This window comes from Kitasatospora sp. NPDC024654 (assembly GCF_055559155.1).
In genome coordinates this window covers 1-22,643 of record NZ_JBVHLF010000085.1, presented here as the reverse complement: position 1 = coordinate 22,643, position 22,643 = coordinate 1, and the positions used below count along the sequence as shown (strand labels likewise).

At 68.0% G+C, this 22,643-nt stretch carries 16 protein-coding genes and 3 pseudogenes; 12 read left to right on the top strand and 7 right to left on the bottom strand.

The features are described 5' to 3' along the window. The 3 genes from ACZ38L_RS32240 to ACZ38L_RS32230 all read right to left on the bottom strand — a co-directional run. On the bottom strand, positions 1–2,059 hold a 2,059-nt coding region (locus ACZ38L_RS32240), incomplete at its 3' end, for an NB-ARC domain-containing protein (RefSeq protein ID WP_465700034.1). A gap of 12 nt (positions 2,060–2,071) precedes the next feature. Next, entirely contained in the window at positions 2,072–3,094 is a 1,023-nt protein-coding gene (locus ACZ38L_RS32235; protein WP_465700032.1) for an NAD-dependent epimerase/dehydratase family protein, read from the bottom strand. Positions 3,095–3,251: 157 nt separating this feature from the next. Beyond that, complete coding sequence (locus tag ACZ38L_RS32230; RefSeq protein WP_465700030.1) at positions 3,252–4,397, bottom strand: hypothetical protein; 1,146 nt, start codon at positions 4,395–4,397, stop codon at positions 3,252–3,254. Positions 4,398–4,546: 149 nt separating this feature from the next. Here ACZ38L_RS32230 and ACZ38L_RS32225 point away from each other — a divergent pair, with 149 nt between their 5' ends. The 3 genes and pseudogenes from ACZ38L_RS32225 to ACZ38L_RS32215 form a co-directional block, all read left to right on the top strand. Further along, positions 4,547–5,041, top strand: coding sequence for a hypothetical protein (locus ACZ38L_RS32225; RefSeq protein ID WP_465700028.1), 495 nt, complete (start codon positions 4,547–4,549; stop codon positions 5,039–5,041). A 318-nt stretch (positions 5,042–5,359) separates the two neighbouring features. Then, on the top strand, positions 5,360–6,559 hold the full coding sequence (locus tag ACZ38L_RS32220) for a nucleotide sugar dehydrogenase (protein WP_465700026.1): 1,200 nt from the start codon (positions 5,360–5,362) through the stop codon (positions 6,557–6,559). A gap of 238 nt (positions 6,560–6,797) precedes the next feature. Then, positions 6,798–7,619, top strand: a pseudogene (locus tag ACZ38L_RS32215) (integrase); the annotation flags it as partial. Between the two features lie 7 nt (positions 7,620–7,626). On the opposite strand, the gene ACZ38L_RS32210 reads toward ACZ38L_RS32215, so the two are convergent. Further along, positions 7,627–8,435 (bottom strand): IS5 family transposase gene (locus ACZ38L_RS32210; protein ID WP_465700024.1). Its coding sequence is split into 2 segments (ribosomal slippage): positions 7,627–8,102 and positions 8,102–8,435, totalling 810 coding nucleotides; the frame shifts between segments, so codons are not numbered across the junction. Positions 8,436–8,500: 65 nt separating this feature from the next. On the opposite strand from ACZ38L_RS32210, the pseudogene ACZ38L_RS32205 reads away from it, so the two are divergent. The 4 genes and pseudogenes from ACZ38L_RS32205 to ACZ38L_RS32190 all read left to right on the top strand — a co-directional run. Then, positions 8,501–8,740, top strand: a pseudogene (locus ACZ38L_RS32205) (integrase); the annotation flags it as partial. A 29-nt stretch (positions 8,741–8,769) separates the two neighbouring features. Continuing rightward, positions 8,770–9,432, top strand: a pseudogene (locus ACZ38L_RS32200) (transposase); the annotation flags it as partial. 522 nt (positions 9,433–9,954) lie between these two features. Further along, a complete protein-coding gene (locus ACZ38L_RS32195; protein WP_465700021.1) occupies positions 9,955–11,244 on the top strand; it encodes a tyrosine-type recombinase/integrase in 1,290 nt (429 codons plus the stop codon). Positions 11,245–11,955: 711 nt separating this feature from the next. Beyond that, positions 11,956–12,282 carry an Arm DNA-binding domain-containing protein gene (locus tag ACZ38L_RS32190; RefSeq protein WP_465700019.1) on the top strand — a complete coding sequence of 109 codons (327 nt, stop codon included), beginning with the start codon at positions 11,956–11,958 and terminating at the stop codon, positions 12,280–12,282. On the opposite strand, the gene ACZ38L_RS32185 is transcribed toward ACZ38L_RS32190, so the two are convergent. Together ACZ38L_RS32185 and ACZ38L_RS32180 are read right to left on the bottom strand one after the other, a co-directional pair. After that, positions 12,231–15,029 carry a tetratricopeptide repeat protein gene (locus ACZ38L_RS32185; RefSeq protein ID WP_465700017.1) on the bottom strand — a complete coding sequence of 933 codons (2,799 nt, stop codon included), beginning with the start codon at positions 15,027–15,029 and terminating at the stop codon, positions 12,231–12,233. The two genes, ACZ38L_RS32190 and ACZ38L_RS32185, sit on opposite strands and share 52 nt — an antisense overlap. Continuing rightward, complete coding sequence (locus tag ACZ38L_RS32180) at positions 15,026–15,457, bottom strand: hypothetical protein (protein WP_465700015.1); 432 nt, start codon at positions 15,455–15,457, stop codon at positions 15,026–15,028. The genes ACZ38L_RS32185 and ACZ38L_RS32180 overlap by 4 nt, the downstream gene beginning before the upstream one ends. A gap of 795 nt (positions 15,458–16,252) precedes the next feature. Between ACZ38L_RS32180 and ACZ38L_RS32175 the strand changes: the two genes are divergently transcribed. The 3 genes from ACZ38L_RS32175 (at position 16,253) to ACZ38L_RS32165 (ending at position 19,198) form a co-directional block, all read left to right on the top strand. After that, positions 16,253–17,503, top strand: a complete 1,251-nt coding sequence (locus ACZ38L_RS32175) for a tyrosine-type recombinase/integrase (protein WP_465700011.1) — start codon at positions 16,253–16,255, stop codon at positions 17,501–17,503. A 103-nt stretch (positions 17,504–17,606) separates the two neighbouring features. Continuing rightward, positions 17,607–18,293, top strand: coding sequence for a DUF488 family protein, N3 subclade (locus ACZ38L_RS32170; protein WP_465700007.1), 687 nt, complete (start codon positions 17,607–17,609; stop codon positions 18,291–18,293). Between the two features lie 89 nt (positions 18,294–18,382). Next, positions 18,383–19,198, top strand: a complete 816-nt coding sequence (locus tag ACZ38L_RS32165) for a hypothetical protein (protein WP_465700004.1) — start codon at positions 18,383–18,385, stop codon at positions 19,196–19,198. A gap of 210 nt (positions 19,199–19,408) precedes the next feature. Here ACZ38L_RS32165 and ACZ38L_RS32160 read toward each other — a convergent pair whose 3' ends face one another. After that, on the bottom strand, positions 19,409–19,729 hold the full coding sequence (locus tag ACZ38L_RS32160) for a hypothetical protein (protein WP_465700000.1): 321 nt from the start codon (positions 19,727–19,729) through the stop codon (positions 19,409–19,411). A 448-nt stretch (positions 19,730–20,177) separates the two neighbouring features. Here ACZ38L_RS32160 and ACZ38L_RS32155 point away from each other — a divergent pair, with 448 nt between their 5' ends. Both ACZ38L_RS32155 and ACZ38L_RS32150 read left to right on the top strand, forming a co-directional pair. Then, complete coding sequence (locus ACZ38L_RS32155; RefSeq protein ID WP_465699997.1) at positions 20,178–21,380, top strand: MFS transporter; 1,203 nt, start codon at positions 20,178–20,180, stop codon at positions 21,378–21,380. A gap of 297 nt (positions 21,381–21,677) precedes the next feature. Then, the coding region (locus ACZ38L_RS32150) for a LacI family DNA-binding transcriptional regulator (protein WP_465699995.1) at positions 21,678–22,643 on the top strand (966 nt) is incomplete at its 3' end.

The window sequence follows — 22,643 nt, the reverse complement described above, 5'->3', positions numbered from 1 at the left end:
CCGGCGCGACCGCGCAGCCCATCACCGCACCCTCATGCCCGGACAACACCACCCGACAACTCCCCGACCGCACATCCCACACCCGCACCGAACCGTCCACACCAGCCGACGCCAGCCAGGTGCCGTCCGGCGCGACCGCGCAGCCCATCACCGCACCCTCATGCCCGGACAACACCACCCGACAACTCCCCGACCGCACATCCCACACCCGCACCGAACCGTCATCGCCCGCGGAAACGAGCGACCCGCCGTCCGGTGTCCAGGCACATTGCCAGATCCAGCCGGTGTGACCGTCGAGCACCTGGCGTGGCGAGCCCGTCGTGACGTTCCAGATCCGGATGGAGCGGTCGAACCCCGCGGTGGCCAGCCAGCGGCCGTCAGGCGAGGCGGCACTTGCGCGCACCGCACCGGTGTGGCCCTCCAGCGTCCGGTCCAGATCGGGGTCCGGCAGGTCGGGGAGCGGCCAGAAGGGCGTCAGCCGCGGCCCCTCCAGCAGACGGGCCGCTCGACCGTGGAACCGCTCCGTGCGATCGGTCACGGGGATGCGGGACAGGAGGGTGTCCGCCAGTCCCGGCTGGAGCCGGCCCAGCAGGGGAGCCTGCTGCCCGACGACACGGTACAGTTCCGCCGCGGCCGGCGCACTGGACAGGGCCAGATCGCCGCCGACCGCGACCGGACCGTCCCGTTCGATCCGGGCCAGCAGCCAGCGCGGATCGCAGACCAGGTCGGTCAGTTCCGTCAGGGCGTCCGCCTCCGCCAGGTGGTACGCGAGGTTCCGCCACAGGTAGCCCGCCTCGTTCGGCAAGCGCCACCACGCGGTTCCTTCGTCCTCTGGCGCGCCGGGAGACGGCGGCGCCATCGCTCTGAGGGCGTCGATCAGGGTCCGGTTCCGCTCGGCCAGCCAGGCGGCCCCGTGCCGGTGACGGAGATAGCCGCGCAGCACGTCGTGCAGCCTCAGTGCCGGGCCGTCCTCCCAGGTTCCTGACGCCAGGCGCAGCGAGGTCAGTCGTGACCTGAGCCGATCGGCCTCCGCCCCGCCCAGTCCACCGGTCCCGGACCACAGCGCGGCGAGCACATAGCCGGGAACGGCAATGTCCTCGGGAAAGATCGCCAGCTCGAAGTAACGCTCCCGCCCCTGCGGGTCCATGAGGTCCAGACTGGCCTGGAGGGTCGCTTCCACGGCCTGGTCCCGGCTCGACGCGTCACCGACGTCGAGCGCCGCGGGCCCTTCGGAGACCAGCCGGTCGAGCACCCAGGCACCCGCCTGCGCGACGGTGGCTCCCTGCCGCACAGACTCCGCCAACGCGGCGTTCACCAGCGAGAGCAGTACGGGCCATCGTCCCGTCAGTTCCATCAGCCGGTCGACCGTCGGCCGCGGCAGACCGGGTAGACCCTGTGTCAACGTCTGGACGGCTTCGTCGTTCTCCATCGCATCGACCAGTATCGACGAGACGTAGCGCGGAAGTACAGTGGCACTACGCGTTGTGACGATCCGTCGGCACTGCGGGGCACCGATGAGGAAGGGCGCGAGTTGCGCCGGGTGCCACACATCGTCGATCACCAGGAGAGTGTCAGGTCGCTGACCGAGCAGGGCGCCGAGCCGGAATCCGGCCTGCTGCGGGTCGGGGCTGGTGAACTCCTGGCCGGACAGCAGACCGCATACGCCGTTGACCTTGGCGGCCAGGTCGGTGCCGGCCGCCTTCTGACCAAGAGTCACCCACAGCAGACCGCCGGTGAATCGCTCGCGAACACTCTGGTCGGTGAGGCACAGGTGAGCGACGAGTGTGGTCTTGCCGAAGCCGCCGGCGCCTTCCAGGGCCGTGGTGACAGCGACTGGACTACCGTCCTCGGACAGCAGGGCGCCGCGGAGCGCCGCCTCGAGTGCGGGCCTCGGGACGACGGGCCCCGACGGCGGTGGCGCCATCCACAGCGGTGCGTCGAACGGCTGGACGCCCGCGTGCACGACGACCGTCTGGATGACTCCGGTGTTGGCGACGTTGATCCCGCCCAGGTTGTGCTGGCTGACGTCGCCGGTGGGGGTGGACGCTTCGGCACTCATACGGCCCCCTCCCTACAACCGGCCGGTCTCGACCGCTTCGACCACCCACGGGATGACCTCGTCGAGCATCTGGTCGAGGCCCACCCCGGCCGTGAAGCCGAGCAGGTCGCGCGCCTTCGACACCTCGGGCACCCGCATGCGGACATCGTGTTCGAAGGCCGGGTCGTGCACGACCTCGAGCGGTACGCCGGGCCTCAGCTTCGACCAGATGAGTTCGGCGAGTTGGAGGACCGTCGTCGACTCGGCGGTCGAGAGGTTGAAGTCCTCGTTCGTCGCCGATTCGTGCTCCATCGCCGTGACGATTCCGCGGGCCAGGTCGCCGCCGTAGGTGTAGTGCCGGACCTGTCTGCCGTCGCCCAGGATGTGCAGCGGGCTCTGGCCCTTGACGATCTTCTGCACGAGATCCGGCACGACGTGGGACATGGCCAGCTTGGTGTTGCCGGACAAGCTCGTGGCCTGGGCGAGCGCGCGGAACTCGCCCACGCCGACGCAGTTGAACGGCCGAACGATGGTGTAGGGCAGGCCGTACTGATCCCAGGCGGCCCGCGCGAAGTACTCGGTGGCCAGCTTCTGGAACCCGTAGGAGGAGCCCGGCGGGGGGACCGTCAGCTGGTCCCCCTCGCGCGACGGCCAGTGGTCCGTGGACTCGAAGACCATGGACGACGAGATGTAGGTGACCTTGCGCAGCTGGCCGGACCGGTGGGCGCGGATCGCCGCGTCGCAGGTGCTCGCGATAATCCGTTCGTTGGCGGCGAGGAGGTCGTAGGGATAGGCGTGGAAGTAGGAGATGCCGCCGATCCGGGCCGCGCCGGCGATCAGGTGGTCGCGGCCGTCCAGCAACTCCTCGACCACGGCGGCGTCGGACGCGTCGCCCACGACCAGGCGGTACCGGGGGTGGTGGTCGTAGGAGTGGCTGACCGGGCCGTACTTGGAGTGGTCGTCGAGCCCGACCACGTCGTGACCGTCGGTGAGGAGCTGTTGGACGAGGTAGCCGCCGATGAAGCCGGCAGCGCCGGTGACAAGGACATTTGCCATTCTCAGCTACAGCCTTCCGGTGAATTCCCCGAAGCCCGCGGAATGTGGCGCGGACCATGTTCCGTGCACACGCAGGCCCAGGCGATGCCCATGGGAATTCCACCGACATGGGACAGTTCACCGGGGCTTGATTCGGACGGCGTCTATGCGACCGGTACTACTTCGAGTTGTCCGACAGCTTCTTCCAGCACGTCGCAGATCCGCCCGGCGCCGTCAGCGTCGTGTTCTCCGATGAAACCAAGGTGAGTCGAGAGGCGTCCTGGCGTGCGCCCAGCGGCATGTCGACCAGATCTCCGACCACTTCGACCCCGTCACCGTTTCGCACGACGGCGCCGCAGAACACATTGCTGAACGATCGTCCCTGATCGTGGCTCAGCCCCATCCACCACAGGGTATTGCCGACTTGGCGGAGATAATACGTGCCGTGGTCATCCCCCGCCCACGTACCAGTGAGAGTTCCCCTGGAAATTGGTTCGATGATATCGATCGAATACACCGGGCCGAGCAGCACGGCCTCGTCAGCGGCCTGAGCCTCAACACTGGGTTCGGATTCCCCTCGCTGCGCCGAGAGAAATCCAGAGATCCGGACTTCCGTGCCCGGCGTGATCCTCCGGCCGAGAATCCGGACGGATCCGTCGGGCATCACGACGACATCGCCGTTGACCGGCTGTCCATTGCTGAAAAGCACGCTGTTCCCGTCCCGTTGCCGCCAGCCCGGCAGGAAGCCCGAACCGGTGAGACCCGGGATCCGGCACCGCAACGGCTGATCGACGGGTAGGGCCGGCACCTCGGGCAGGTGGGACAGCGCACGGTCCGGCCGGACGGACAGCACGATGTCACCGTCGAGCAAGGACGGTTCCGCGATGACCACTCCGTGAACGACCGCAGTCTCCGCATACACTCGGCCGCGCTTCGCGTCGGTGCGATCGAATTCGGCGACGCGCTCCGTCACACTGATCCGCGTCGGCATCTCGGCACGGCACCACGACTTTCCGCCGAATCCGCCGACTTCGCTCACGGCCCGCAGTTCCGAGTCCGACGCGATCACCAGGTTGATGACGCCGTTCTGTGGCATGCCGCCACGCGGAGTGTCGGCCCATTCGCCGACGACGATGTCGCCTACCACGCGGCCGCAGAACACATTGGCGAATCTCACTCCGGGATGGAACTCATCGACGCCGAGCGGCGAGTCCGCGCTCAGGCCGATCCACCACAGTTTCCCCCGATGATGGCGGAGGTAATAGATCGCCTTGTCGTCTCCCAGCCAGAGACCGGTGAGGTTTCCGTTCACTGACACCCCCATGTCGCCACGGTACCCCTGCCGCGCCTTGAAGAAACGCTCGACTTACCGGGCCGGAGGAGGCGAGAGCGCCACCCCATGCCGTGACTGCGGCCATGACTATGGACTGGCGCCGACAGACCGTCAACCCCACGTCAGCGCAGGGTAGTTGTATGATGGTCGAAATCTGTCGAGTGGGGGCATTCATGTCCGGCGAACTGATCACCGAACTGGCATCGACCGGCGCGCTGGCGCTGGTCAACGCCGTTGCGACCGACGCATGGCAGGGAGCCCGGGCCGGATTCATGCGGCTGCTTGGGCGGGGTGAGGCCGAGCGGGAACGCATCGTGGTCACCCGGATCGACGAGACCGCGGCGCAGCTGGAACAGGCCGACGAGGACCGCCAGGATCAGGTGCGGGAAGCACTGCTGCTCGCCTGGCGCACCCGGTTCGCCGACCTGCTGGAGGAACGGCCGGACGCGATCGGGGAGATGCGGGCCCTAGTCGCGCAGCTCCAGGCAGTGCTGCCGGACGCACCGTCGCGGGGCGGAGCGGCGGTCGGCACCGGAGCGGCGTTCTCGGCCAACACCGGCGGCTTGAACATCACCAACACCGGCACGGTCGGGGACATCACGCTGCACGGCGACCCTCATCGCCACAAAGCCTGAGCGATCCGGGGGACTTCCCCCAAGGTGGTGGACACCCTCGATCGACCCCGGTGAGGGGTCGGGCAGAAGGTGAAGTTCCCCGTTGAACTAGACAGCCTGATGCGAGATGGTCGAGTCCCGGAGGAAGCAGCCCAGATCGTGAGTAGCAGCAGCAACATGAGCAAGCGGTACACGGATGAAATTTCCACGAGCCTCGCCTGAGTCAATCCGCTACGGCAAAGGGCGACCCAATATTCGTCCGGACGACAAACGGTCATGATCCCCAGGTCTACGGATTCTGAGTGCTCCGCTGGCCGTCAACATAGTCGAGGAGAAGCCGTGCCTTCTTTGGGATTCACGCGGGATGTCGCTGTCATCGGCGGCTGTGGCCGAGTCGGCCTTCCCCTTGGGATCGCCTTCGCGTCCCGTGGTCTCGCGGTGACCCTGGTTGACCTCAACGAGTCGAAGGTGGCGTCAGTCAACGCTGGTCGCATGCCGTTCCACGAGGACGACGCAAGGCAGTCGCTGTACGACGCCGTTGCCAACGGCCGACTGATGGCCACCACTGACTCGACGGCGGTTCGGGAGGCGGAGGCCATCATCCTGGTTGTCGAGACGCCGTTGGACGATCACCTTAATCCAGACATCTCGGTGTTATCGAGGGTCATCGACCAGTACGCGGCCAGCTTCACCGATGGTCAGTTGCTCGTGTTACGCAGCACCGTGTACGCAGGCGCCACCCGGCTGCTCGAGCGAGACCTGGAAGCCCAGGGGCTGAAGATGGGCGTGGCTTACTGTCCGGAGCGCATCGCCGAAGGCCGGGCGATGGTCGAACTGTTCTCGCTGCCCCAGATCGTGGCTGCCCGCGATGAGCACACTCGGGCCCGGGCGGAGAGGCTGTTTCTCAACCTCACCAACCAGGTGGTCCAGCTCGAACCGGAGGAGGCTGAGCTGGCGAAGCTGTTCACCAACGCGTGGCGATACGTGAAGTTCGCGACAGCCAACCAGTTCTGGATGATCGCCAACGATGCCGGGCTCGATTTCGGGCGGATCAGGCAGGCTATCACCATCGACTACCCGCGCGCCGCCGACCTACCGGGTGCCGGGTTCGCGGCCGGGCCGTGTCTGTTGAAGGACACCGTCCAGTTGGCTGCCTTCAGCTCCAGCGAGTTCATCCTCGGCCACGCGGCCATGCTGGTGAATGAGAAACTGCCGCTCTACCTGGTCCGCCAGCTGGAGAACCGCTTTGACCTATCCTCGATGACTGTCGGCATCCTCGGCATGTCGTTCAAGGCTGGCAGTGACGATCCGCGCGGCAGCTTGTCATACACGCTGAGTAAGGTCCTCGCGTCCCGGGCCGCGGCCACGTTGTGTTCGGACTCGTACGTCGACGACGATCGCTTCGTCGGCCTGGACCAGGTACTTCGGGACGCCGATCTCATCATCATCGCCACTCCGCACCCGGAGTACCGCGACCTCACCACAGACAAGCCGGTGGTCGACATCTGGGGTCTCACCGGCCGGCCACCGATCGTCTGAAACGGAGGATCAAGCTGGCCTACCCACCAACCGCACACCGAGATCACCCTCGCGGCTTGTCACCAGGAGCGTGTCCCGGCCACTCGATCTTGCCGTGCTCCACGCCCCCGCACCGCACGCTCTGCCGACACTGCGGGTGCCGAGCCCACGTCTCAGCCTTGATCGCCAGTCTCCGGCCCTACCGGCCCCATGCTCGGGGTCTTCACTTGCACGGGCGGCAGCGGCATCATGTTCGGTCGTGCTGCTGCGCCTGGCCCACCTCGGCGCGACCAACTCCTTCGCGCTCCTGCGCCTGCTGCCAATGAGCGACAGAGAGAAAGATATTGAGGTCCCGGCATTGCGGCATCAACTCCTGATCCTGCAGCGGAAGGTCGGCAAGCCCGCCTTCACCGACACCGACTGCGCCGTCCTCGCCGGCCTGCTCCACCACCTCCCGATGGACAAGCTGCGGCAACTCCTGCTCCTGGTCCGCCCCGACACCATCCTGAGATAGCATCGCGAGCTGCTCCGCCATCGCCACGCCGCCACCTGCACACCGAAGCGCCGTGGGCGCCCGCCCACCGTCCGCTCGATCCGCGCCCTGGTCCTGTGCCTTGCCCGTGAGGACAGTTCGTGGGGTTACCGCAGGATCCACGGCGAACTCGCAGCGCTCGGCATCGAGGTCGCCACCTCCACCATGTGGGAGATCCTCCGCGAGCACGGCGTCCCACCCGCGTCCGAACGCCAGGGCACTACCCGGGCCGACGCCCTGCTTGCCTGCGACCTCTTCGAGACCCGCACGCTCACCGGGGTACGCCTGTACGTCTTCGCCGTCATCGAGCATTCGACGAGGCGCATCCGGATCCTGGGCGCCACCGCACATCCGACCGCAGACTGGATCACCCAGCTCGGGCGCAATCTCCTTATGGACCTCCAGGACGCGGGCAGCAAGGCCAGGCTTCTGATCCGCGACCGCGACTCCAAGTTCACGGCCGCCTTCGACGCCCTGATGATCGATGCCGGACTCAAGGTCGTCACCACCGGCATCCGGATACCCCGGATGAACTCCCTTAGAACTCGTAACACGATCACTGGCCTTGGGTGTTGAGTCGTCGCCAGCAGATGAGCGCGCAGGCGAGTGAGACGAAGGCGTTGTGGAGGTCGAGGCGTCGTTCCCAGCGGACGGCCAGGCGTTTGAACTGGTGGAGCTGGGCGAAGGTCTGCTCGACGACGTAGCGGAGTTTGCCGAGCCCGATGATGTCCCGCGCGCCCTTGCGGGCGATGACCGGCAGGATGCGGCGTTTTCGCAGCTCGCGGCGGTTGGGGTTGCTGTCGTAGCCCTTGTCGCCGAGCAGGGCGTCGGGGCGCTTGCGGGGGTGTCCGACCCGGCCGGCGACCGGCGGGATGCCGTCGACCAGGGCGAGGGTCTGGGTGACGTCGTTGACCTTGGCGGCGGTGGTGATCACGTGGAACGGGATGCCGCCGCCGTCGCTGATCAGGTGGTGTTTGCTGCCGGCCTTGCGGCGGTCGACCGGCGACGGGCCGGTCGCGTCACCCCCTTTTTCGCGCGCACGTGGGAGGCGTCCACGCAGGCGCGCGTCCAGTCGATCAGTCCGGCCGCGTTCAGCTCGGCCAGGAGTATGCGGTGCAGGGCCTCGGACACCCCGGCCTCCTGCCAGCGGCCGAGCCTGCGCCAGCAGGTCTGCCCGGAGCCGAAGCCCAGCTCCAGGGGCAGTTGCTGCCAGGTGATGCCGGTGTACAGCACGAACAGGATGCCCTGCAGGCACAGTCGGTCGTCCACCGGGCGAGGGCCCGGCGACCGCTCCGGCCAGGCCGGCAGCAGCGGCTCGATCCGGGCCCACAGCTCGTCGTCCACGATCCACGGCTTGTTGCTCACGCCATCACGAACGGACGAATCGTCACATCGGTCACGCCCCACCAGCGACGATCTGCAAGATCTCGTTACGAGCTCTTATGGAACGGTGGATACAGACTGGTTGGCGTGAACTGCTCGACCGCACCTTCATCTGGAACCACAGCCACCTCCTCCACACGCTCCGCGAGTTCGAGAGCCACATAATGAGCACCGGCCACACCGAGCGCTCCAGCAGGCCGCTCCCCTCCACCCGCTGCTGCAACTGGATGTCCACCGACGAGACCGACTCGGCGAAACCCTGCACGAGTTACCAACACGCGGCCTGAACTGCGCGGATGATTAATCGGCACCCGCACTGCTGAACTGCTCCCGCCGCCTCGGCCTGGCCCTGATCACCTCCAAACGCTACGCCCGCATCCCCGAACCCACTGCCGAACGCATCGCACCGCAGTACTGGCCCACCCTGGTCCACCCCTACCGCGAGCACCTGCGCACCCGCCGCGCTTCCGAACCAGGCGTGCCCGCCCTCGAACGGGAGAACAAGGAACAGGGCTACACCGACAGCCTCAACCTGCTCTACCGCTACCTCAACCAGGGCCGCGCCGAAGGCGCCCGCCCGGTCACCGCCCCGCAGCACTTCGCCCGGCTCCTGCTCACCCACCCCGACCACCTGCGCGACAAGGCACCACCCTGCGGGAACTGGCCAATGCCTGCCCGGACACGACCGAACTCGCAACCCTCACCGCCGAGTTCCCAGCAGCCGCTGACCCCGGCCGAGGGCAACGACGCCAAACTCACCGACTGGATCCTCCGGGTCCGCACCGCCGCACTGCCCCACCTGCAGAGCTTCTGCAACGGCCTCGAACTCGACCGCGGCGCCGTCGACGCCGGCCTCACCCTCCCGTTCCGCAACGGCCGAACTGAGGGCGTCAACACCCGCACCAAGAAGATCATGCGCCAGATGCATGGACGCGCCGGATTCGACCTCCTCCGCCACCGCATCCTCCTCCCAATCTGAAAACGCAGCGTCACCACTGGCTACGAAACAGAGCCGTTCACTGGACACAGCCTTCCGCCACGCCGCGAACGGCGCTCCGACCATCGAAGTCGAGGACTGGATCCGGCTGGGCGTGGAGTTCCTCATCGGTGACGGCCCCACCTCTCCGGTCGCCTCGGCGTGCGGACCGATCAGCTAGGGTCGCGAGCCCGGTCAGGCCCCTGGTATTCCCCAGCGTTGCGAGCGCGGCGGGCCCCAGGCGAGGCCCAGCACCCGTGCCGCCACAGACCCCCGGCCATCCCCACGTCCAACTCCAAGCCACCCTCCAACCCGCTGGGAGCTCACTCCGATGAAGTGATCGATGATCTCCAGCAGCATCCCAAGTGGGCGCACTTGTCGCCACAACAAGGGATCGTCCCAGGTCAGAGACCCCTTCCACCCGCTTGTGGGTACGGCGTGAGGGCTGGGGTTCACCGCCTGCTGACGCCCGCCAGGGGACCATGAACATGACTGTTCGCACGACCCACGTTGGAAGTGATCACCATGCGCTCCGCAGCCCACACCGGTCACGTCTACCGCCGGTGCGGCTGCCGCAACCAGGGTGGCAAACAGCTCGGAGCCCACTGCCCCGAGCTCGCAACCAAACCCGATCACGGCACCTGGACCTTCTCCCTCAACCTGCCCTCCCCCGACCATCGGCGCAACAACATCCGCCGCGGCGGCTACCCCACCGCCGAAGCAGCCCGAGCAGGACTACGCCGGATGATCGAAGGCCAGGCCGCCGGCTTCAGCGCCGACCCCAACCAGACCCTTGCCGACTACCTCACGACCTGGCTCAAGGACAAGCAACTCACCCTCAAGCCCACCACCTACGTCCGCTACCGCGATTACGTCACCAACGACCTCATCCCCGCCCTCGGCACGATCAGGCTCGACGACCTCGGCCACTCCCACATCGCCGCCTTCACCCACACCCAACTCAACGCCGGACGCGGCAAAGTCACCGTCCACCGCTGCCTCGCCACGCTCTCCAGCGCCCTGGGCGACGCCGTCCGCCACCGCCGGCTCCCCTACAACCCCGCCCGTCCCACCGTCATCCCGAAGCCCGCGGCAGCAGAACGGCAGATCTGGACCGTCCAGGACGCCATCCGCTTCCTGCACTACTGCCGCGCCACCGACCCGGCCTTCGCCGACCTCATCGAAGTCCTCATCGGCACCGGCATCCGCAAAGGCGAAGCCCTCGCCCTGCACTGGAACGACGTCCACCTGCCCGAACGCGTCCTCTACATCCGCTACACGCTCTCCGCCATCGACAACAACCGCCTGATCATCACCTCACCGAAGACCCGCTCCAGCAAGGACTGGGTCGCACTCTCCCCACGCGTCGCCGTCGCCCTGCGCCACCGCGCCGAGAACAAGAGCCCCTCACAATCCCGTGCGGACCGTGGCGGCCTCGTCTTCCACCACCCCGACGGACGTCCCCTCCACCCCGCCTACGTTCTCAACCACTTCCACGGCCTCTGCCGCGAGTTCGGCGTCCCCCGCACCACCGTCCACGACCTTCGCCACCTCGCGGCCACCATCTCCATCACCGCAGGCGTCCCCCTCACCGTCGTCTCCAAGACCCTGCGGCACGCCACCCTGTCCACCACCGCGAACATCTACGGCCATCTGACCACCCAGGCCGCCCGCGACGCCGTCGACACCATCGACCGCGTTCTCACCTCACCCGGCCCCATCGAGCTTCCAGGCCCGCGCACACCCGGGGATCACGCCGCCAGAGTCCGCAACCAGAGGGTCGTCAGCAGAACCCAGCTACGGAAGGCAAGTTGAGACACCGCGCCCCTGACGTGATCAGCTCAGACGAAATCCCGCCCTCACAATGCACTCACAAGGCCCGGAAAACGAGTCGAGGCCGCTCCCACCTCACGATGGAAACGGCCTCCGACCTGCGAAAACGCTGGTCGGGACGACAGGATTTGAACCTGCGACCCCTTGACCCCCAGCCAAGGGGTTCAACTATTGTCGACAGCCGGAGCCTTGAGGCTTCGGCTTCTTTTTGTGTCAACATGCCTGGGATACAGCAGCGTTGGTGCACATCGGCACACACTTCGGACCACCGCCGTCGCAGCGAGGTGACGAGCCGACAGCGTTCACTTCGTGCACAAGCGCCCGTCATGACCCACGGGCGCTCATGAGCGCTCATCGCGTGTGGTCCCCAAATGGTCCCCAGGACTGCCAACCGTCGCCGACTACTGCCAGTAACAGGAATCTGACACCCATTCAGCAGGAGCCTTCACGAGCGCCTGGCAGCCCCGGTCACCGCGGCACACACCGGCTCGCCGAGCCGGCCAGTGCGGGCAGATCACGGTCGCTTACCCATCGGCTACAGATCGTGATCTTCAGGGCGGTGTGTCGTCTTGAGCGTGTCCTGCCCGACCTGCCCCCGCGTGCCTCACGCCCCGCCCCACACGCTCTGCCGACACACCCGACCACCAGACGAACCTTGGACCAGTAACCACCCGCTCCTAGGAGGAACCACCCATGGGACAGCGTACGAAGCGCGGCAGGGTCTACCGTCGATGCGGCTGCCAGGACGAGAACAAGAAGCAGCTCGGCCCCTGGTGCATGCGCCTGCTGGAGGACACGAAGCACGGAACGTGGACCTACGCCGTCGACCTCGCCCGCGAGGACGGCCAACGCCGTACCCGCCGCAGGGGCGGCTTCGCCAGCCACGCCGAAGCCGCCCGCGAGATGGCCGCCGTCCTGGACGGCGAGCTGCGCGGCGTCTACGAGAACCGCCGCACCACCGTCGCCGGCTACCTGCGCGAATGGCTCACCACATCGTGCCCCTCGCGTGTGCGTGCGTAGTCGCTGAGCAGGCGTTCGGAGTCGGCGGTGAAGCGTTCAAGCAGAGTCATTCCTTCTCCTGCCCTGCCTGCTTCGCCGTACGGGGCGAGCAGGTCGTAGCAGGCGCGCAGTGTTGAAGCGTGACGGTCACCGTGGGTCTGCGCCATGGCGGCGAGGACTTGCTCCTCGAGCTTGCTGGCCTCCTCGGCTTGTCCTACCTCTTGCAGGGCAAGGGCCAGAGCGGCCCGGGAGCGCAGGGTGTACGGGTGAAGGTCTCCAAGGAGCTGCTCGGAGCGAATCCCGACCTGTTTCAGGCCGTTGATGGCGTCGGCGTGGCGTCCAGCCTTCAGATAGGAAGCCGCCAGGGAGGAGCGGGCACGCCAGGTGTCGGGGTGGTAGTCGCCGAGGAGGCTTCCGGAGTCCGCGGCGACCCTTTCTCCGAGGGTCAGGGCTTCCTTGATGCTTCCGGCTGCTCGGTACGCGGCGGCCAGAGCGGCCCGAGCGTGCCAGGTGTCGACGTGATCATCGCCTAGGAGATGCTGCGCGTCGCTGGCGACTTGCTCCAGCAGGGCAACGGCCTCTGCCGTCTGTTCGGCCTTCAGGTAGGAGGCTGCGAGGTCGGACCGCGCGCGCCAGGTCTCGGGATGCAGGTCGCCCAGATATCGCTCGGAGTCGGCCACCACTTGCTTGCCCAGGGAGACGGCTTCGTCGATCCGGTCGGCTTCCCGGTAGGCGGCTGCCAGGTTCGTACGGGACCTCAGGGTCGTGGGATGGCGGGCTCCCAGAAGAGACTCGCAGTCGGCTACCACCCGTTCCTCGAGGGCGATTGCGTCGCTGGCGCGGCCTGCCCACCGGTAGGAGAAGGCGAGTGCAGCGCGGGCGATGACGGTGTCGAGGTGCCTTTCGCCCAGGAACTGCTCGGAGTCGGCCACGACCTGTTCCCCGAGGGCGACGGCCTCCCCGATCCGTCCTGCCCACCGGTAGGCCAGGGCCACGGCAGCGCGGGCGACGAGTGTGTACGGGTGGTGGCGGCCCAGCAGGTGCCCGGAGCTGGCCACTATCTCTTCCCCGAGGGCGACTGCTTCGAGGACACGTCCGGCTCGCCAGTAGGTCAAGGCGACGGCGGAACTCGCGGTGATGGTCAGGGGGTGCCGCGTTCCGAACAGTCGCTGACAGTCGGCCCGGGTCTGCTGACCGAGTGCGGTTGCTTCTTCGATGCGGCCCGCCCAGCAGTAGGCGAAGGCCAAGAGGCACCGGGCGTGGATGGTTTTGGTGTGCTCCGCGCCCAGAAGTCGCTCGCTGGAGGCCACAAACCGCTGCCAGTGGGTGACCGCCGCGGCATGAAAGCCCGCAGTCGCCAGGCTGTGGCCGGCCCGCCTGAGAATCGGGTGGCTCTCGGGTTGCCAGAGCAGATCGCCCGCGCAGGACGCCAGTGCATCGGCGTTGCTCCGCAACGCGGCCGCCAGGTCGGGGTGTTCATGATCACTCGGGGGCCAGACGCCGGCCAGGGCATCGGCGGCAGCCCAGGCGGTGGCCGGCAGATCGCCGGGCAGGATGGTTTCGCGGGTGGCTCGAGCGGTCAGGGCATGTACCCGGACCGCACGTGGATCGTCTCGCCCGCCGCAGGTGAGGAGCCCGTAGCGGTGCAGTACGCGCAGCACTGCCTCTGCTTCGTCGGTGCTGACCGGGTCCGGGGTCGCGACGGTGGGTGCGGGCGGGGTGCGATGCGCGGTCAGGTAAGCCGCTGTAGTGGAGGCAGCCCACAGCTCGCGGGGGTGGCCGGCCGGGTCGAGATGGGCGGCGAGGCGGATGGCTGCGGCGGCCAGGCCGACCGGCTCGCACTGCTGGGCGGCGTCGAGGGTCAGCAGTAGGGCGGCGGTGATCTGCCGACCGTAGCCTTCGCTGTCGGCTTCGCGGGGCAGCACCGCGTCGAGGCGTGCGCGGCGGTCGGTGAACCGCTGGAGGTAGGAAGTGCAGGGCACGTCCTCGTTGATCATGTACGAGGCAGCGTGCCCCAGGGCCAGCGGCAGGTGGCCCAGCTCGCGCACCATGGCCTCGGCTTGGGCGTCCAGCAGGTGGGGCGTGCCGGCGCCGGTGAATCGGTCGTGCAGATAGGCCGAGGCTTCGTTGGCGGTGTAGGTGCCGACCTCGACGACGGTTCGTCCGGCCCCCGACAGCCGCGCGTCTCGCAGTCGGGTGGTGGCCAGGGCTCGCCCGTTCGCGAGCCGAGAGCGTGGTGGCCACCAGCGGGAGAGCTCTTCGAGGTCGGTGAGGTCGTCCAGAACGATCAGCCATGAGCGTGATGTTGTGGCCAACCAGTCCAGGAAGGCGCGCGCGTCGGCTTCGGCGTCTTGCCCTTGTGCTCCGAGGATCTGGAGGCGGCGCGCGGCGAGCGCGTATTGGGAGACGACCTGGCCTGTTTCGGCGGCGTCGGCCCAGACCACCAGCTCGATGCCGGACTGCAGCGCTGCGTGTGCCTGCGCGGCCGCCAGTTGGGACTTCCCGACCCCGCCGCCCCCGGTGAGCACCTGGGTCGGCGCGGCCGGTTCCTGCCCGGGGCCTGATGGTTGATGTAGCCCGTGGCGGGGTTGGAATGCGGAAGCCAGCACGGGCACTTCTCCCACGCGTACCGGCCAGCTCACTGGCTGGGGCGCGGCCATCAGGTAGGTGTTGTACTGGCGGGAGTGGGAGCCGTTCTGGATGCCCGTCGGGCCGTGGAAGGTGCTTCCCGTCGTCGCCCCGCCCTGGTCGGAGGGTGGGCCGCTCACCGCGTCTGCCCGAAGTGGTTCTCCTGACGGGAGTTGGGTCCGGTCTGGATGGCAGCCGGGCCGTGGAAGGTGTTGCCTGTCACCGCGCCTTGGCCGGGTTGCTGGCGCAAGACCGGGTCGGCGAGAAGCTGCCGCAGCCTGTCCACGGCTTCGTCCCGCTCCGCGCTCTCCAAGCATTCCAGGGCCTGCGCGAACCGGGCCTCCCATGCGGCTTGCTGACGGACCTGCTCGACTTCGCTTTCACCGCCAGTCAGGGCATCGGCTGTGCTGTCGAGCCGCTCCAGTTCAATGTGCTCGCGGGCGGCATTGCCGTGGCCGAACCAGGCTGCGACCTTGGAGCGGATCCCTTTCCAGGCATCTGTGCCCGCAGCTGTCACTACCGCTGTGCCACCGGCCGCCGCAAGAGCCGCAATGTCCTCCGCCAGCATCCTGAGATCTCCTGCTCTGTGCGAAACCGTGGCCGCGTCGGCCGACGCAATGGTGAAAGGCGGTTGCTTCCTGACAGATCAGCTCGAAGCCCCCGTAAACCGGCCAACGAGCGCGACACTAACAGGGTCTATCACGAATTGGGTGTACTTCATCCGATTGGCGTACAGGTTGGAGGTGGGCTGATCGGCCTACACCCGCGCGGCGGTAAGGCGGCCGTCGAAGGCGGTGTCGAAGGCGTTCATCGCGCTCTTCCAGCGGTTGCTCCAGCGTTGCCTGCCGCGTCCGGTGGGGTCCAGGGCGAGGGCGGTCAGTGGCTTCTTTGCGCGTCAACAAACTTGGGAGACAGTAGAGTTGATGCAAATCGACCCACACCTTGGCCATCCGCTCACGCAGCGAGGTGACGAGGCATCAGCGTTCATTGCGTACACAGGCGCCCGTTATGACCCATGAGCGCTCATCGCGTGTGGTCCCCAAATGGTCCCCTGGGCCGCCATCCGTCACCGATTACGGCCAGTGACGGGAATCTGACATCTACTCAGACATGGCCTTCACAGGCGCCTGGCAGCCCCGATGACCACGGCGCACGCCAGCCCGCCGGACAGGTCGGTGTGGGCAGATCATGGTCGCTTACCCATCGGCTACGGATCGTGATCTTCAAGGCGGTGTGTCGTCTTGGGCGTGTCCTGCCCGATCAGTCCCGCCGTGCCTCACGCCCCGCCCCGCACGCTCTGCCGACACGCCCGACCGCCCGGCGAACCTGAACTCGGAACCACCAATCCGAGAAGGAGGAGCCCATGGGACAGCGTACGAAGCGCGGCAGGGTCTACCGTCGATGCGGCTGCCGCGACGAGCACAAGAAGCAGCTCGGCCCCTGGTGCATGCGCCTGCTGGAGGACGTGAAGCACGGCACGTGGACCTACGCCGTCGACCTCGCTCGCGAGGACGGCCGGCGCCGCGTCCGCCGTCGGGGTGGCTTCGCCAGCCACGCCGAGGCCGCCCGCGAGATGGCCGCCGTCCTGGACGGCGAGCTGCGCGGCGTCTACGAGAACCGCCGCACCACCGTCGCCAGCTACCTGCGCGAGTGGCTCACCATCAAGAAGCCGACCCTCGCCCCGAACACCGACGCCGGCTACAAGGCCTGCGTCGAACGCGACCTCATCCCCGCCTTCGGCCACCGCAGGCTCCTCGACCTGCGCGCCAAGCACATCAACGACTGGATCACCGCCCAACTCGCAGCCGGGCGCGGCCACGTCACCGTCTACCGGGCCGCCTCCACTCTGCGCAACGCGCTCAACGCCGCCGTCCGATCCTGGCGTCTGCGCTACAACCCCGCCAAGCACTCCGTCCCTCCAAGGCCCCGCGCCGAGGAGCGCACCTGCTGGACACCCGAGCAGGCCGCAACCTTCCTGCGCCACAGCGCGGAGCAGTACGCCGATCAGCTCACCGACTTGTTCGAGGTCATGCTCGGCACCGGCATGCGCCGCGGCGAAGTCCTCGCCCTGCACTGGTCCGACGTCCACCTCATGGACCACCAGCTCTTCGTCCGCTGGAACCTCGCCGCAGTCAACAACGGCAAGCTCCACCTCGGCCAGCCCAAGACACCGGCCAGCCGCGCCTGGATCAGCCTCTCCCCCAGAGTCATGACCGTCCTCCATCGCCAAGCCGCCATCCAAATGGCAGCCCACCCCGACGGCCGACTCGAAGGACTCGTGTTCTCCCACGGCGACGGCTCGCCCCTGCGACCCCAATGGGTCCTCAACCAACTCCGCAAGCGCACCGCCGAGATCGACCTGCCCCGCATCGGCCTTCACGACCTCAGACACACCGCCGCCAGCATCATGATCGCCATGGGCATCCCCCTGGCCATCGTCTCCAAGACCCTGCGCCACGCCACCCTCGCCACCACCATCAACCTCTACGGCCACCTCTTCAAAGACTCCGCCGACCAAGCCGTCAACGCCCTCGCCAAAGCACTCGACCAGGCTGATGCCGACCGTGAGGATGCCTCGGCTGTCGTCGACGCATCCGCTCGCTTCGCCGCGTAGACCCGTACTGGTAGAGCAACGTGGGCCGAGCTGGGCATCTGCCGGCACCCGTTCAGGGGACACGGAGGCAAGCGTCGGCTGACTGTCCGTTAGGCTTGAGTCCATGTCCGGTCGTTCCCGCGCCGATACCCCCGAACACGCGCGCGCCCGCCGCCTCGGCCAGCAGCTGCAGGCCCTGCGTGAGGCGCGCGGCTGGAGCCGGTCCCAACTGGCCGCCTCAGCCGGTGTGCCGCTTCGGACAGTGACTCGCCTGGAGACCGGCCCCGCTGCGCAGCCCGGGCTCTTTACAGTGGTGGCGTTGGCGGACGCGCTGGAGGTGACGGTCGATGCGCTGGTGGCGGCCGCGGCTCCGGTGTCTGGTCTGTGGTCCACCGGGTACGAGGGCCGGACGATCGACTCGTTCGTCGCCGCGCTGGTCGAGGCGGGCGTGGATGCGGTGGCGGATGTTCGGCTCACTCCGATCAGTCGCAAGCCGGGGTTCAGCAAGTCCCGGCTGAGCGCGGCGCTGGCTGATGCCGATATCGCCTATCTGCACCTGCGTTCACTGGGAAATCCGAAGGACAACCGGGCGCCGTTCTGGGACGGCCGCGTCGGCGAGGGCTTGGCCGCATTCGCCGGCGTGATGGCGGCGGAGCCGGCCCGGCGGGAGTTGGACGAACTCGCCGCGCTGGCCGCCGAGCGGTCGGTGGCGGTGCTGTGCTTCGAGCAGGACGAGCGCCGCTGCCACCGCCAGGCGGTTCTCGCCGAACTGCACCGGCGCACCGCACTGCCCGTCTCCGCCCTGGCCTGATCGGCATCAACTACTGGCCGGGCAGGCACTCTTGCGCTTGCGGCACCGTGGCCTCCCAATGGTGACAGGAGTCGAACCAGGGGGCTGGCATGCCGATTTCGGGCTGGGAACGAGCGCGCATCCTGATCACGGTGAAGACCTATCCCGAGGTCTCGCACAAGTACCTGGAAACGTGCTGTGTGGCCGGCATCCGCCTGGACACGGACCCGGTCCGGCACGTGCGCCTGTTCCCGGTCCCGCACCGACTGCTCGACGAGGACAAGCAGTTCGCCAAGTACACGATCGTCGAGGTCAACGTCCGGCGCCACCATACTGACCGGCGCCCGGAGAGCCTGCGCCCCAACCTGGACACCCTGCGAGTCGTCGGCACCATCAGCAGCCGCGGCGGCTGGGCCGATCGCCTTGACATTGTCAGACCGTTGATCGCACCGTCCCTGTGCGCGATCAAACGCCGTCAGGAGACAGAAGGGAACTCGCTCGGCCTCTTCCGGCCCGCCCGCATCGAGTCCTTCCGACTGGCCGACGCACGCCCCTGGACCACCGAACAGCACGGCATCGTCAACCAGACCGACCTCCTGCACCCCGACCACCGGCCCCTCGAATGGGTGCCCTACGAATTCCGCTACCGCTTCCACTGCGACGACGGCTCCTGCCGAGGCCACGACATGGGCCTGCAGGATTGGGAAGCCGGCCAGTCCTGGCGCAACTTCCGCCGCCGCTACCCCACCCACCGGCTCACGGACGTGCTTCGCGACCGCTGGTGGACCCAGATGATCACACCCGAGCGGGCCACCCACTTCTTCGTCGGCAACATCGCCGCCCACCCGAGAACGTTCATGCTCCTGGGACTGTTCAACCCCACGGTCGCCGCCCTCACCGCTCCCCACCAGGACGCGCTCTTCTGACCGCGATCCCCATGAGCGGCGGATCCTACGCCTGCGAGCGCTCGTGGCGGCTGTGCGGGCTATGCCGCGCTGGCCACGGCGGGCCCGGCCAGCTCGGGAAACCCGATGCCGGCCCGGCGGACGGCAGCTGTGGGGCTGTCGCCCGGCTGATGGAAGTACCTCATGGCCGACGTGAGGAGAGCTGGATCAGGCGCCGGTGCAGGTCGTCCACTATGCGGCAGCCGCCCTCGACCCGAGCTCGGGAAAGCGCGCCTGCCAGGCTTCGCGGGCCTCCCGGGGCAGGTACAGGTCGGGCCAGATCGTCAGCAGCGTGGTCCGGTCCAGGTAGGTGTGCAGGTCGTCGTGGGTCTGTGCCTCGCGGATCACGCGCCCGTACATCAGTACGAGGTCGGCGTGATCCGCGAAGTCGTAGGTGTAGTGCGGTCCCCAGTCGATGTGCCGCGGCAGCATGACCGTTCCGATCGTCGGCCCCGCCAGCAGGCCGATCGAGACCGGCAGTGCGTACGGCTTGGCCGCGGAGTACCTACTCATCCCCCCAACTCTGCCGCACCGCTGGCCACAGTGGTGGCGGATCGCCGATCACGGCTGGCAGAGTTGCCTGGTCCAGGTGGGTGTGCAGGTCGTCGGGGTCTGCGCTTCCCGGATGACCCGCTCGTACATCAGCTGTGCTACGCCAACGCAGCGGCTCCCGAGTAGCCCGCGTCCGAACGAAAGCACATCCGTCGGCGCGGCCACAGACGGACCGCCCGGGCCCGGCTACCCCCTGCTGTGTTGCCCGAGCCACCGATAGCGTGACATGCCTATTGATCAGTTGAATGCCGGACGATACGATCACGGCCTTCACTGTGTGTTGCGCTGCGGGCACCATCGGCTTTGCTTTTCGGCCATGGCACGCCTGGCCGATCGTGGGGAGGTGGCCGTGGCGGAGGGTGTCGGAGCCATAGCGGCCCGGGGCTCCGATCATATAATTTTAGGCGCGATGCCCGACCCCGGAAGGCTCGTACGCGAGCCCGCACCACCCGTGCCGCCCGCGCTCCGCCGGGCCCGGATCAGCGTCGCGCTGGTCTTCGCCACCCACGGCGCGGTCAACGGCAGCTTCGCCGCCCGGATCCCGGCTCTCCAGGAGCAGGCGCGCCTGGACCCGGGGCAACTCGGGCTGGCGCTGGTGATGCCCGCGGTCGGCGCCTCGCTGGCGATGCCACTGGCCGGCCGGATCGCCCACCGGCTGGGCGCCCGGGCCGCCATCCGGCTGCTGCTCGGCCTGTGGTGCCTGGCCCTGGCGCTGCCCGCGCTCGCCCCCGGACTGCCCTGGCTCTGCCTGGCGCTGCTGGTCTTCGGCGCCACCTCGGGCATGGCGGACGTGGCGATGAACGCCGAGGGCGTACTGGTCGAGCAGCACCTCGGCCGGTCCGTGATGTCGGGACTGCACGGGATGTGGAGCTGCGGCGGGCTGGTCGCCGCCGCGCTCGGCGCACTGGCGGCCCGTCAGCACCTGGCCGTCGAGGCCCATCTGGCGCCGGCTGCGGCCGTGCTGCTGGCGGCCGGCCAGCTGGCCTGCGGCGGGCTGCTCGACGAACGGCCGGAGCGGAGCGCGCAGGCACCGCCGCGGTTCGCGCTGCCGCCGCGCTCGGCGCTGGCGATCGGGCTGGTCGGCTTCTGCGCGGTCTTCGCCGAGGGCGCCGGAACCGACTGGTCCGGCGTCTACCTGCGGGACGTCGCGCACGCCCCGGCCGGGACGGCGGCCGGCGCGGTGACCGCCTTCGCGCTCACCATGGCCGCCAGCCGGCTGGCCGGGGATGCCGTGGTCCGCCGGCTCGGCCCGGTCCGGACCGTGCGGCTCGGCGGCGCGCTGGCCGGGGGCGGCGGACTACTGGTGGTGGCGGCGGGCAGCGCGCCGGTGGCGCTGGCCGGCTTCGCGCTGCTCGGCTCCGGAATAGCCGTGGTGGTGCCGCTGGCCTTCGCCGCCGCGGGGCACCGCGGGCCGAACCCGAGCCAGGCGATCGCCGGGGTGGCCACGGTCACCTACACCTCCGGGCTGGTCGCGCCCGCGATCGTCGGCGCGATCGCCCAGGCCACCTCGCTCAGCGTCTCGTTCGGGCTGGTCACCGTGCTGGCCACGAGCCTGGTGCTGACCGCTGGCGCGCTGCGCCCAGTGACCGGGGCCAAAGCCGGGCCGCACTGACCGGCAACGCCTTGCAGCGGCCAGGAAGGGTCTTCTGCCGCGGTAGCCGGGGCTTTGACACCGCGTGATACAACGAGCCACACCCGTATCCATTCTGGGATGGCCCGCTAACTCCGCAGTCTCAGCAGCTACCTGATCCGGCATCAAGCAGAACATCGTCTGGACGACGACGCTCTGCGCTGCCACGACCCGCAGCCGCACCACCTCCCGGCCGGCGTCAACCTAGGACCATGCCCAACGACGATCGCACCCATCCAACGAGGAGGAGGCTCAACAGTCCCTGCTCAAATATCTGACATGAGTGCGATAAGCTCTGAAGTCGTGACTACGGCGCGACTCTCAGACATCGCGGCGCAGGCGGGGGTCAGCGAAGCCACCGTCAGCCGTGTACTCAATGGCAAGGCAGGAGTCTCTGCCGCCATGCGGCAGACAGTGCTCGCTACTCTCGATTTGCTCGGGCTGGAAGCCACTGCCCCGTCGAGGTCGCGGAGCGCTGGTCTCATCGGTTTGATTACCCCGGAGCTGAATGACCCGATATTTCCGGCACTGGCGCAGTTAGTCGAACAGGCACTCATTCGTCAGGGGTACACCCCGGTCCTGTGCACCCAGACGCCAGGCGGCACCACCGAAGGCGACTTGGTCGACATGCTGGTGGGACGAGGTGTCGTCGGCATCGTCTCCATCTCAGGCCGGCACGCTGACACCTCACTTCCTTCTGATCGCCACATCAATATGACGTCACCTCGGATACCTCATGTGCTGATCAACGGCGCCAGCGGTCGCACGAACGTCCCATGTCTCTCGGTGGACGACCGCTCCGCGATGCGAATGGCGGTGCAGCACCTAGTGGAACTGGGTCACGAGCGGATCGGTCTGGCCGTGGGTCAGCGCCGGTACACACCGGCACAGCGAAAGGTCGAGGGGTTCGTTTCTGCTCTGCGGAACTCACTCGGCATGAGTGACGACGAGGCCCAAGGCCTGGTTCGTCACACGCTGTTCAGCGTGGAAGGCGGTCACGCGGCAGCCGATGCGCTGATAGACCAAGGTTGCTCGGCGATCGTGTGTGGCAGCGACATGATGGCCCTCGGCGCGGTCCGAGCCGTCCGCCAACGGGGCCTTTCCGTCCCGAAGCACATCTCGGTAGTCGGCTTCGACGACTCCCCTCTAACCTCGATCTTGCATGACGGCTCGTCAGCTTGGCTGGCGGGCCGTTTTTGCTTGGCCGGGCCGGTGTTTCTGCTCTGTGGGCATGGTGAGGGCCCG